At 63.1% G+C, this 11,375-nt stretch carries 12 protein-coding genes and 3 pseudogenes; 11 read left to right on the forward strand and 4 right to left on the reverse strand.

Annotated features, from left to right (window positions below; all coding sequences use genetic code 11):
- The 9 genes and pseudogenes from YO9_RS0114730 to YO9_RS0114770 form a co-directional block, all read left to right on the forward strand.
- On the forward strand, nt 1-813 hold an 813-nt coding region (locus tag YO9_RS0114730; RefSeq protein WP_016998176.1), incomplete at its 5' end, for a glycosyltransferase 87 family protein.
- A gap of 102 nt (nt 814-915) precedes the next feature.
- On the forward strand, nt 916-1,794 hold the full coding sequence (locus YO9_RS0114735) for a hypothetical protein (protein WP_016998177.1): 879 nt from the start codon (nt 916-918) through the stop codon (nt 1,792-1,794).
- 5 nt (nt 1,795-1,799) lie between these two features.
- Complete coding sequence (locus YO9_RS0114740) at nt 1,800-2,051, forward strand: hypothetical protein (RefSeq protein WP_031273416.1); 252 nt, start codon at nt 1,800-1,802, stop codon at nt 2,049-2,051.
- Nucleotides 2,052-2,079: 28 nt separating this feature from the next.
- The gene (locus YO9_RS0114745; protein WP_016998179.1) at nt 2,080-2,523 is read left to right on the forward strand and encodes a TM2 domain-containing protein; all 444 of its coding nucleotides are present in this window, start codon (nt 2,080-2,082) and stop codon (nt 2,521-2,523) included.
- 127 nt (nt 2,524-2,650) lie between these two features.
- The gene (gene rpsF, locus YO9_RS0114750; RefSeq protein WP_016998180.1) at nt 2,651-2,956 is read left to right on the forward strand and encodes a 30S ribosomal protein S6; all 306 of its coding nucleotides are present in this window, start codon (nt 2,651-2,653) and stop codon (nt 2,954-2,956) included.
- A 124-nt stretch (nt 2,957-3,080) separates the two neighbouring features.
- A pseudogene (locus YO9_RS0114755) lies at nt 3,081-3,756 on the forward strand (single-stranded DNA-binding protein).
- Nucleotides 3,757-3,821: 65 nt separating this feature from the next.
- A complete protein-coding gene (rpsR, locus tag YO9_RS0114760) occupies nt 3,822-4,058 on the forward strand; it encodes a 30S ribosomal protein S18 (protein WP_016998183.1) in 237 nt (78 codons plus the stop codon).
- 20 nt (nt 4,059-4,078) lie between these two features.
- Nucleotides 4,079-4,528, forward strand: coding sequence for a 50S ribosomal protein L9 (gene rplI / locus YO9_RS0114765; RefSeq protein ID WP_016998184.1), 450 nt, complete (start codon nt 4,079-4,081; stop codon nt 4,526-4,528).
- Nucleotides 4,529-4,701: 173 nt separating this feature from the next.
- Nucleotides 4,702-5,013, forward strand: coding sequence for a hypothetical protein (locus YO9_RS0114770; RefSeq protein ID WP_223286655.1), 312 nt, complete (start codon nt 4,702-4,704; stop codon nt 5,011-5,013).
- A 97-nt stretch (nt 5,014-5,110) separates the two neighbouring features.
- Here the strand turns inward: YO9_RS0114770 and YO9_RS0114775 are convergent.
- The 3 genes and pseudogenes from YO9_RS0114775 to YO9_RS21075 form a co-directional block, all read right to left on the reverse strand.
- Nucleotides 5,111-6,156, reverse strand: a pseudogene (locus YO9_RS0114775) (hemolysin family protein).
- Nucleotides 6,153-7,256, reverse strand: a complete 1,104-nt coding sequence (locus YO9_RS0114780; protein ID WP_317259848.1) for a hemolysin family protein — start codon at nt 7,254-7,256, stop codon at nt 6,153-6,155. Before YO9_RS0114780 ends, YO9_RS0114775 begins: the two are co-directional and overlap by 4 nt.
- Complete coding sequence (locus YO9_RS21075) at nt 7,238-7,579, reverse strand: CNNM domain-containing protein (RefSeq protein ID WP_317259849.1); 342 nt, start codon at nt 7,577-7,579, stop codon at nt 7,238-7,240. The genes YO9_RS0114780 and YO9_RS21075 overlap by 19 nt, the downstream gene beginning before the upstream one ends.
- A gap of 264 nt (nt 7,580-7,843) precedes the next feature.
- Here YO9_RS21075 and dnaB point away from each other — a divergent pair, with 264 nt between their 5' ends.
- Both dnaB and YO9_RS19060 read left to right on the forward strand, forming a co-directional pair.
- Nucleotides 7,844-10,237, forward strand: a complete 2,394-nt coding sequence (dnaB, locus tag YO9_RS0114785; protein ID WP_016998186.1) for a replicative DNA helicase — start codon at nt 7,844-7,846, stop codon at nt 10,235-10,237.
- A gap of 233 nt (nt 10,238-10,470) precedes the next feature.
- The gene (locus YO9_RS19060) at nt 10,471-10,737 is read left to right on the forward strand and encodes an Abi family protein (RefSeq protein WP_223286656.1); all 267 of its coding nucleotides are present in this window, start codon (nt 10,471-10,473) and stop codon (nt 10,735-10,737) included.
- On the opposite strand, the pseudogene YO9_RS0114790 reads toward YO9_RS19060, so the two are convergent.
- A pseudogene (locus tag YO9_RS0114790) lies at nt 10,683-11,375 on the reverse strand (ISL3 family transposase); the annotation flags it as partial. The gene YO9_RS19060 and the pseudogene YO9_RS0114790 sit on opposite strands and share 55 nt — an antisense overlap.

Below are 11,375 nucleotides of genomic sequence, written 5' to 3' on the forward strand. Positions count from 1 at the left end.
GTGGTGCTCGTGGGCTTCCAGACCTGGGACCTGTGGGCCGTGCTCTTCATGATGCTCGCCCTGCTCGGCTACGTGCGCGGTAACCCGGCGCTCGCGGGATTCATGGTGGGCTTCGGTGCGTCCGTGGCGTTCTTCCCCGTGGTCGTACTGCTGGCCATTCTGATCATGGCCGCCCGTCACCGCTTCATCAAGGACTTCATCAGCGCACTCATCTGCGCGGCTATCGCGTGGATCCTGATCAACGGCACCTACATGCTCACCGCGTGGGACCAGTGGCGGGCGCAGTTCAACACGATCGTGGACTCCAATACCGAGCAGTCCTCGTTCTGGAACGTGTGGAACGACAACATCGAGCCGCGTACCGGGGTGGCACTGGACGGCGGCAACGTGGGTCAGTACGTGCTGCTGACCATGGTCCTGGGCCTCGTGTTCGTCCTGCTGATCTCGCTGTTGAGCCGCCGCGAGCCCTCCGTGGTGCAGGTGATGTTCCTGCTGCTGGCCCTGTACGTGCTGCTTGCCAAGGACTACTCGCTCAACTATGTGGTGTGGCTGGTGCCGCTCGTGATCCTGTGCCGCCGCAACTGGATTGAATTCGGCCTGTGGCAAGCGGTCGAAGTGCTCTACTGGGCCACCGTGGTGCTGCCGGCCGCGGCCTGGCCAACGCTGCCGTGGGTCGAGCAGTTCGGTTGGGCACCCCAGGACATCCTGGCGGTCATCCGCTACCTGTTCCTCATTTACTTTGTGGTGGCCGTGGTGATCGACATGTTCCGCGGTCGCAAGGCGCTGGCGCTTGGGGTTTCCGCGCTCAAATGAACGGGTAGACGTGACCGCTCCGAGGCGATGGCTCTCAAGTGACGCGTGTGTTTCATGAGATCATAAAGTAACCCTACTTATTAGTGTTCGTCGGAAAGAGTCATGGAGAACCAGAAGTCCCGCCCGGTGGTCAACTGGCAGCCGCCGTCGTGGCGTTCTTTGCGCAAGCCGCTGCTGCTGATCCTGGCCGGCGTGGTGGTCGTGGTGTTGCTGTGGAGCACGGTGATCAACTTCTTCCTGGTCTCGCGCGATCCGCAGTCCCCCGTGGAGGCGTACCTCAGCCAACTGGAACGCGGTAGCGCTCGGCAGGTGCTGGCCCCGCTGAGCATCGCGAACAACGACCCCACGATCCAGATCCTGCCGAACTCCGTGTACCGCAATTCGCATGATCGTCCGGTGGGTCATGAGGTCGTCTCGGTCTCCGAACGTGGCACTCAGGCGGACGTGCAGGTGGACGTTCGCATGGGAGACGGCCAGACCCACCGCGTGACCTACACCGTGGACAAGCTGGTCTCCACGGGATTCCTCAATGACACGTGGCAGCTCAACGACGTGGACGACGTGATGGTCGGAGTGAAGCTCCCCGCCGCGGTGGACGCCTTGTCCGTGAACGGTCAGACCGTCCGGCCCGACGCCGCTGCGTTGCGCGCCGCTGATGACGGCGCCGCCCGTACGTGGCAGTTCGAGGGCCTTCCTGGTAGCTACGACGTAGCGATGCCGGATGATTCCTACCTTCTGGCCAGTACACATGCCCGAGGAAGCATAAATATTTCCGACCCGCAGACACTGCCGTTGGAGTTGAGTTTCAAGCCGTCCCCGCGCATGTGGGAGGCCGTTGACCGGGAAATCGGTGTGGTCATCAGTGACTGCGAGAATGGTCGCCGCCTGGACCTCGACAAGTGCCCGGCCCGAGCTCGTGGGCCGAGGGAGCGGCGTCGGAATCAGAAACCACGCAACCCGACGCCTTGCCAGACGGTGTGACTGACGTGAAGTGGGAACTCGAGAAAAGTCCGGCTTTGGTGTTGCAGCCGGAGGACAACGACCCTCTGACGTTCCACGCTCAGCGCTACCGCCCCGCGATCGCCAAGGTGACCTTCCGCGAGGACGGCCGCTCCAAGACCGAACGCGTGGAGTTCGGCCTGGATGTCACCACCCGCTCGACCGGTAACAATATCAGCACGGATGTGCAATTGCGCCGAGCGCTGACCGACACCGAACGAGCCTTCGACCCCTCGTAAAATAGAGGTAGTCGAAGAGGGAGTCACCGTGGCCCAAGAGCCGGAATACTACAAACCTCAACCGCTGCCCCCGCGCGACGGCGCTCGCGTCGGTGGACACCAGCACAACGGATACCAGCAGGGCGATTACCGCCGGGGCGGTTTCCAACAGAACCCTGGAGCGTCCCAGTGGGGCCAACCCCGTCAGGGGCCGCCCGTGGTCAACGTGGTGGGCGGCAAGTCCGCGCTGCTGTCCTACGTGCTGTGGTTCTTCCTGGGTTGGTTGGGTGTGCACAAGTTCTACCTGCAGCAGCCGTTCCAAGGAATTTTCTACATTCTGCTGTGGGCCATTGGCTGGTTCACCACCCCGATCATCATCGGCTGGTTCATCCTGGGTTTCTGGGGACTGCTCATGATCATCGACCTGTTCCTCATCCCGTTGCGCGTCGCGCAGCTCAATGCTCGGCTGGCCCGCCGCGTCAATGGCTACTGAGCCGCAGTTGTAGTAAACTCGGCAAGTCTGTGTGCCGTTCGATACGCGATCGGTACCGACAAACGCACAGAACCTCCTGCTGCGGAAGGACCGCAGCCGCTTAGCCCGAAGGAGGTGGGTTCTTTACATGCGTGAATACGAATTGATGGTGATCCTCAACCCCGAGGTCGAGGAGCGCGCCGTTGAGCCGACCCTCAAGAAGTTCCTCGAGGTAGTCACCAAGGAGAACGGCACCGTCGACAACGTCGACATCTGGGGCCGTCGTCGCTTGGCCTACGAGATCCAGAAGAAGTCCGAGGGCATCTACGCCGTTGTGAACTTCACCGCTGAGCCGCACACCGCTCAGGAACTGGACCGTGTCCTGGGCCTGAACGAAGCCGTGATGCGCACCAAGATCATCCGTCCTGAAGAACAGAAGATCGAAGCCAAGTGAGTTGACTGTGTAGTCCGTCAGGGCTGCACAGGGCGTCTTACCCAAGGCCCTTACGGGTTCCCCGTGAGATGCTTCAAAACCCACAACGTCTCGCATCCAGCGTCCACAGATACCGGAGGTTCACATGGCTGGCGATACCGTCATTACAGTGATCGGCAATCTGACCGCCGACCCCGAACTGCGCTTCACTCCGTCCGGAGCCGCGGTGGCCAATTTCACGATTGCGTCCACCCCGCGTGCCTTCGATCGGCAGTCCAACGAGTGGAAAGACCAGGAAACCCTGTTCTTGCGCTGCTCGGTGTGGCGTGAAGCGGCAGAGAACGTGGCCGAGTCCCTCACCAAGGCACTCGCGTGATCGTTCAGGGCCGGCTCAAGGCACGCTCTTACGAGACCAAGGAAGGGGAGCGACGCACCAGCACGAGCTGGAAGTCGACGAGATCGGCCCTTCCATGCGGTACGCAACCGCCAAGGTCAACCGGAACTCACGCGGTGGCGGCCAGGGAGGTAACTCCTACGGCGGCAACCAGAGCTTCGGTAACTCCGGCGGCGGTGGCGGATTCGGAGGCGACTCCGGATTCAGCGGCGGCCAGCAGGGCGGCGGCTTTGGTGGAAACCAGGGCGGCAACTTTGGTGGCTCCGGTGGCGGCAACCAGCAAGGCGGTTTTGGCGGGGGTAACCCCGGTGCAAGCCGCGGCGGTGGTCAGCAGCAGCGTCCGCAACAGGGCAACGATCCTTGGGGTCAGTCCTCCGGTGGTAATTACGACTGGGGTACCGATTCCGAAGACGAGCCCCCCTTCTAAACACACTTATCCAACCCATCCCGCAGGTACGCCTGCGGGCTCCGCATCCGAAAAGGAGCACCACGATGGCCAAGGCTGAAATTCGCAAGCCGAAACCAAAGCAGAACCCGCTCAAGGCGGCTGGCGTCACCGAGATCGATTACAAAGACGTCGCTCTGCTTCGCAAGTTCATCTCCGACCGCGGCAAGATCCGTGCACGCCGTGTGACCGGCGTGTCCGTTCAGGAGCAGCGCAAGATCGCTTTGGCGATCAAGAACGCTCGTGAAGTTGCTTTGCTGCCCTACTCCGGCGCCGGCCGCTGATCTGAGAGGACTGAGAATCTATGGCAAAGATCATTCTGACCCACGAGGTTTCCGGGCTGGGTTCCGCCGGTGACGTGGTTGACGTGAAGAACGGCTACGCCCGTAACTTCCTGTTCCCGCGTGGCTTCGCAACCCCCTGGAGCCGTGGCGCTGAAAAGCAGATCGAATCCATCAAGAACGCACGTGCCGCTCGTGACCTGGCTTCCCTCGAGGACGCACAGGCTCTGGCTGCCAAGCTGACCTCCACCACCTTGACCGTTCCGGTCAAGTCCGGTGCTGAGGGCCGCTTGTTCGGCACCGTGCGCGCTGAAGACGTTGCCAAGGCCGTTGAGGCCTCGGGTCTGGGCTCCATCGACAAGCGTCGTGTCGAGCTCACCCAGCGCATCAAGACCACCGGCGTGTACCAGGCCGTGGTTCGTCTGCACGAAGAGGTCAACGCGAACGTCGAGTTCGAGGTTGTCCCCGCCTGATTTCATCCCCTGGACATCCCCCGGGATGTCTCTGGAATGTGATTGAGAAGAACCCCGCAGGTTTCGACCTGCGGGGTTCTCCTTTGTGCGTTTGCACGGTCTGACCAGCACTTATGACTTTCCCAAGTGTCACGAGCGGACGAGTCAGGGGTTCACATGTGATGATGCTCAGTATGGAGATCAAGGCACACAGGGGACTCACCGGGTCCCAGCTCTATTGGGTTGGACTGGGCTGCCTTGGCCTGGCCGTGGCCGCCTTTGCCGGGAGTTTTGCCATGGGCAATTCCCTGGACCCCCAAGGGGCCGTGTTCGTGCTGGTGATCGGGTTGGTCATCAGCGTTATTGCGTCCATCATTGCGGCGGTTTTGAGCATTGCCGGGCTGGTTGCTTTTCCCCTGCTCAGAGGGAGATTCATTATTCTGCTGGTACTTTCGCTGGTGTTCTCACCCTTGCTCTGGCTTGGACTGATGGCCACCGTGCTCTAGATATCCACAGATCCATCCACAATCCGTGCACAAGTTCGCACGGCGTGTTCCACACGCTGTCCACAGGTTTTCCACAACCCGTGGACAGCGTGCTTCGTTAAGTCTCGCGAATCATGCGGCTGTCGTCGCGGATCTGTCCCACGAGCTCCTCGAGCATGTCCTCCAGCGTGACGATGCCGTCCACATGACCGTCCGCCGAGATCACGGCGCCAGGTGGGCTCCCGAGTTCTGCATGATGGTCAGCGCCTGTCGCAGGGGCATGTCCGCGTGGATGCGCGGCAGCGCACGCACCTGGGAGGCCTCAATGGGAAGGTCGCGAGCGGCGTCGTCCTCCTCGATCAGGTCCTTGATGTGGACGTAACCGGCGAGCGAGCCGTCGCGGGCGAGCATCGGGAAACGCGAGTAGCTGTCCGCGGCGATGATCTCCGCCTGAGCGGTAGTCACACCCGAGGGCAGGCATGTCACCTTGCTCATGGGGATCAGAATGCCGTTGACGCTGCGTTCCTCGAAGGTCAGGGCGCCCAGGAGCAGGCGCTCGTCGTTGGCTTCGAGCAGCCCGCCGTGGCGTGATTCGGCGACCAGGGCGGCCACCTCGTCGCGCGTGAAGACCGAGGTGACCTCGTCCTTGGGCTGGACGCGCATCAGGCGCAGAATGCCGTTCGCGATACCGTTCATGACCCACAGCAGCGGTCGCAGCACGGTGACCACGCCCATCAGGATGGGTCCGAGCACCAGGGCGCTGCGCTCGGGGGTGGCCAGTGCGATGTTCTTGGGGACCATCTCGCCGATCACCACGTGCAGGTAGGTCACCAGGGACAGCGCGATCGCGAACGCGATGGGGTGCTGCAGGGCCTCGGGTACGCCAATCGCCGCGAACGGGACCTCGAGCAGGTGCGCGATGGCCGGTTCGCTGATGGCGCCCAACGCCAGGGTGCAGATCGTGATGCCCAGCTGCGCGCCGGCCATCATGAGGGAGACGTTCTCCATGGCCTTGAGGGTGACCTTGGCGGCCCACTTCCCCTCGAGTGCCTTGGGTTCGATCACGGTGCGGCGCGCGGAGATCAGAGCGAATTCCGCGCCCACGAAGAATGCGTTGCCTGCCAGCAGCACCACGGTGAGCAGCAGTCCGGCGAGGTCGCTCATCGGCTCTCCTCCTGGTCGACGACGCCGCTCGGGGCCTCGTAGTGATCGGTGGCCTTCGCGTGGTGCTCCTGGTTCTCGTGGTCGGTCTCATCCTCCGAGGGGGGGTCGCTCACGCGAGCGGTCAGCTCGGTGATGCGGTGCTCGTCCAGGTCGATGACCTCGAACGTGATGAGCGAGGGATCTTCTCCGGGGTCCGGGTCGGATTCGACCGTGACGGTGTCACCCACCTCGGCCAGGCGGCCCAGATCCAGGGTGATGAGGCCGGCCAGGGTCTCGTAGTCCTCGTGCTCGGGGACCGTGACGCCCAGGTGTTCGCTGGCCTCGTCCGGGCGCAGGGCGGCGGAGAAGGTCCAGACGTCGTCGTGCTGTTCGGCGTGGGGCTCATCCTGGGGGTCGTGCTCGTCTCGCACTTCACCCACGAGTTCCTCGACGAGGTCCTCCAGGGTGACCAGGCCGGCGATGTCGCCGAACTCGTCCACGAGCAGGGTCATCTGCAGGGCGCCGGTGCGCAGGACGTCCATGAGGTCGTCGAGTTCCACGGTGTCCGGGACAAAGCGTGCCTCGCCCATGATGTCCTCAACGGTCACGGACTCACGCTGGGCGTAGGGCACGGCCAGGGCCTGGCGGACGTGGACCTGGCCCAGAACGTGTTCCTTGTCATCGTGAAGCACGGGGAAGCGGGAGAAGCCGGTGGCCTTGGACTCGCGCAGCAGATCGCGCACGGTACTGTCCGGGGAGAGGGTGACCATCTGACCGCGCGGGGTCATCACGTCGTGCGCGCGGCGGTCACCGAATGCGAACGAACGCTCCACGAGTTCCGCGGTCTGGGATGCCAGTGCGCCCTGGTTGGCGGAGTGGCGGACCAGGCCTGCGAGCTCCTCGGGGGAGCGGGTCGACGCCAGCTCTTCCTGCGGCTCGACGCCCAACGCACGCACGATCTTGTTGGCGTTGTTGTTGAACAGGCGGATGGGCCAGCCCAGCACCTTGGTGAAACCGCGCTGGAAGCCGACCACTGCCTTGGCGGTGGCCAGCGGCTTGGCGATCGCGAGGTTCTTGGGCACCAGCTCGCCGAAGATCATGGTCAGGCCGGTGGCCAGCACCAGGCCACGGTGATGGAGGTGGAGCGGGCCGCGACCGGTGACAGACCGGCGTCGGTGAGCGGGCCCGTGATCAAGGCGGCAATGGCCGGCTCGGCAAGGAAACCAATGCCCAGGTTGGTCACGGTGATGCCCAGCTGAGCTCCGGAGAGCTGGGTGGACAGGGTCTTCATGCCCTTCAGCACACCCTGGGATCGGCGGTCGCCAGTCTTGGCGGCGGCCTCTACGTCATTGCGATTGACGGTGATGAGGGAGAACTCGGCGGCCACAAAGGCGCCGCAGGCTGCGATCAGCACGAGTCCGATGATGATGGAGACGACTTCCACTAGCTCCACCACCCCTGGCTACAACTCAGAAAACCGGGTCTTTTACAGGGGGCGTCGCTAGGGGCGCTCATGGTCTCCATATCTTGGTGAGGGCGGCGCTCGGTGTGCCGCGAACATGTAAAACGAGATAAATGTACTGGGCTTGACTGTGAGTTGGCTAGGGGGCGAGCGGCGTCGTCCTCCCCAAGAGCGGACGCGTGTTATCCGTGTCCTCGCACGGTGCGACAATGGAACGCAGTCTTTGAGGAATGGAAGTGAGTGAGGGTGTCGGAATACACGTCCGGATCGCGCGAGGAGTACGGGCGCTCGCTGCCGCACGACAATGTGGCGGAGCAGTCGGTGCTGGGCGGCATGCTGCTCTCCAAGGACGCCATTGCGGACGTGGTGGAAGTGCTGCGCGGCGTGGATTTCTACAAGCCGGCGCACGAATCCATTTACGACGCCGTGATCTCCCTTTACGGGCGCGGCGAACCTGCCGATGCGATCACCGTGGGCGACGAGCTCACCAAGCGCGGTGAGATCGAACGTATCGGTGGCGTGGCTTACCTGCACTCGCTGATCGCGTCCGTGCCGACCGCGGCCAACGCGGGTTTCTACGCGGAGATCGTGCGCGAACGCGCGGTGCTGCGGCGCCTGGTGGAGGCCGGTACCAAGATCGCGCAGCTGGGCTACTCGCAGGACGGCGAAGTCGATGACATCGTCAACGAGGCCCAGGGCGAGATTTACCAGGTGGCCGAGCGGCGTACGTCCGAGGACTACGTGGTGCTCAGCGAGGTCATGGAATCCGCCGTGGACGAGATCGAGGCGGCCGGTAACCGTGAGGGCATGCAGGGCGTGCCCACCGGATTCATTGAGCTGGACGAGCTGACGCACGGTTTCCAGGGCGGTCAGATGATCGTGATCGCGGCGCGTCCTGCCATGGGTAAGTCGACGTTCGCGCTGGATATCGCGCGCTCCGCGTCGATCAAGCACAACATGACGTCCGTGATCTTTTCGCTGGAAATGAGCCGTAACGAGATCGCCATGCGTCTGCTCGCGGCCGAGGGCACCCTGCAGATGCAGGACCTGCGCGCCGGTACGTTGCAGGACGAGCAGTGGGCCAAGATCGCGCAGATCATGGGCAAGATGGACTCCGCGCCGCTGTTCATCGACGACTCGCCCAACATGTCGCTCATGGAGATCCGCGCGAAGTGCCGACGGTTGAAGCAGAAGCACGACCTGAAGCTCGTGGTGCTCGACTACCTGCAGCTCATGAGCTCCGGCAAGAAGGTCGAGTCCCGTCAGCAAGAGGTCTCCGAGTTCTCTCGTGCGCTCAAGCTGCTCGCCAAGGAGCTCGAGGTGCCGGTCATCGCACTGTCCCAGCTGAACCGTGGCTCCGAGCAGCGCACGGACAAGAAGCCGCAGGTGAGTGATCTGCGTGAATCCGGTTGCCTGACCGGTGATACTCGGATTCTGCGCGCGGACACGGGCGCGGAGACCACCATGCGTGACCTGTACGAGTCGGGCGAGAAGGACGTTCCCGTGTGGGCGCTCGCGGACGACCTGCGCTACGTGCAGCGGCCGATGACACACGTGTTCTCGACGGGTGTGAAGCCTGTCTACCGCTTGCGTTTGGCGTCTGGCCGCGAGGTGCGGGCAACGGCGAATCACAAGTTCTTTACGTATGCGGGCTGGCGGGCCCTGGCTGATCTGGATGCAGGAGATCGTTTGGGTATTCCGCGGCATGTGGGGGCGCCCGCTTCTTCTGTGGCCATGGATGATGCTGAGGTGTCCGCCCTGGGTGCTCGGTTGGCTGGGCTGTCGACTGTCCCGTCGTCCGTGTTCGGGCTGCCCAAGGATCAGGTGCGGTTGCTGCTGAGCTCGGCATGGTCCGCTTCTGGTTCGGTTTCGGAGGCGGGTTCCGCAGAGTGCGGCGAGATTTCTTTGACGACGACGTCGCGGGCGACGGCCGAGGCTGTGGCTCGCCTGTTGCTGCGTTTCGGAATCGTGGGGACAGTTTCCTCAGCTTCTGATGCTGCTGCTCCTTATGTCGTGTCGATCGACGAGTTCGAGGATCAGCTGATGTTCCTGGAGCAAATCCCCGTGGACGGTGAATCTGCGGTGGCAGCGGCACAGCTGCGTTCTACATTGCGGGCTGCGAAGGCCGAGAAGGCCGCGCCTGGCTCCGGCGGGATGTACAACGCGTGGGATGAAGTCCGTGGTCTTCTGGAAAACCGAGGATCGGCGTCCGAAGATTCCTCTGTATCCGCTGTGGCGGGCGGTGGAACGGCGACGATGACCCGACCGCCGCAATCTCGGCTCGAAGAGGTCATCTCAGCGCTCGACACTCATGATTTAGACATGATGGCGATGAACGATCTGTATTGGGATCGCATCGTGTCCATCGAGGATGACGGTGTCGAGGAAGTCTTTGATGCCACCGTGGTTGGCGCGCACAACTTTGTGGCCAATGGCGTGACCGTTCACAACTCGATCGAGCAGGACGCGGACATGGTGATCCTGCTGCACCGTGAGGATGTGTACGACAAGGAGTCCCCACGTGCTGGCGAAGCGGACGTAATCGTGGCGAAGCACCGTAACGGTCCCACCAAGACGATCGTGGTCGCGTTCCAGGGCCACTACTCGCGGTTCGCGAATATGGCGCTGGAGGGGTTCTAAGTTGAGATGGCACGGCTGACTCATGGAGAAGAAACAATTATGCCGCGACTAGCTTCGGTAGACGATGCGTGGGTACAGTGGTGTCACTACATCCCCCACGCCTCTCTGCGATGCGCAACCCGGGGGATTTTTTCTTTCCAAGGCTGTGTGTGATGGCTTCATCGACTTCTAGACCGCGCGGGAATTCGGAGTTTTCCAAACCCCCGTTGAATCACGACCAGCTGCTCGAGCGGATGGCCCTAAGAGGACTCACTATCCCTGAGCCCGAACGCGCTCAACGCTACTTGCGGCATGTGGGTTATTACCGATTCTCTCCATATCTTATTCCCTTTCGAAGCCGCTCGCAGAGTGAGCAGCTTAGGCCTGGAACCACATTTGATGACGTGCTTGATTTGTATGTCTTTGATCGAAAGTTAAGGGGCCCTTCACAGATGAGCGTGGGTAGCGTCTTCCGCCACGGCCGGTGGCCACCGGCGGCGAGCAGGGCGCGTAGGCGGTAGTTGTCGAAGTTCCGGAAGCCCGGGCGACTCGGCGCATCGTCTCGATCACCCCGTTCACGGCCTCGGTGGGCCCGTTCGAGGCCCCGGCGGTGTCGAAGTAGGCCAGGATCGCCGACCGCCATCGCTGCAAGGTGCGGCCCAGCCGGGCGACCTCCGGGATCGGGCAGGTCGGGAAGGCCCCCAGGATCTCGGCGACCAGCCGGCGGCCGGTCTCGGGGCGGGCGTGGTAGATCGCACGCAGCTTCTGATAGCAGTGCCAGGCCAGGGTCACCTCGTGGTGCGGGTCCCCGGCCTCGAGCTTGGTGTTGAGCCGGGTGATCTGTTTGGCGGTGAGGTGCTCGGCGCCGATCTGCAAGGTGCGGCGGATCCCGTAGAGCGGGTCCCCGGCCCGGCCCCGGTGGCCCAAGGTGTCCTGCTGCACCCGACGACGCACCTCGTCCACGACCTGCCCACCGAGTTTCACCACGTGGAAGGCGTCCAGGACGGTGATCGCCTCAGGGAGTTCGTCGCGGATGGCGTTGGCGTAGCGTGGAACGGGTCCAGCGTCGCCGTGCGGATCCCGCTCGTGAACCCCGGACCCTGCTCGGAGAGCCAGTCGCCGTAGGCCGCCCCCGTGCGGCCCTTGACCAGGTCCAACA

Source organism: Kocuria atrinae C3-8, from assembly GCF_000286355.1.
In the GTDB taxonomy this organism is placed as follows: Bacteria; Actinomycetota; Actinomycetes; order Actinomycetales; family Micrococcaceae; genus Kocuria; species Kocuria atrinae_A.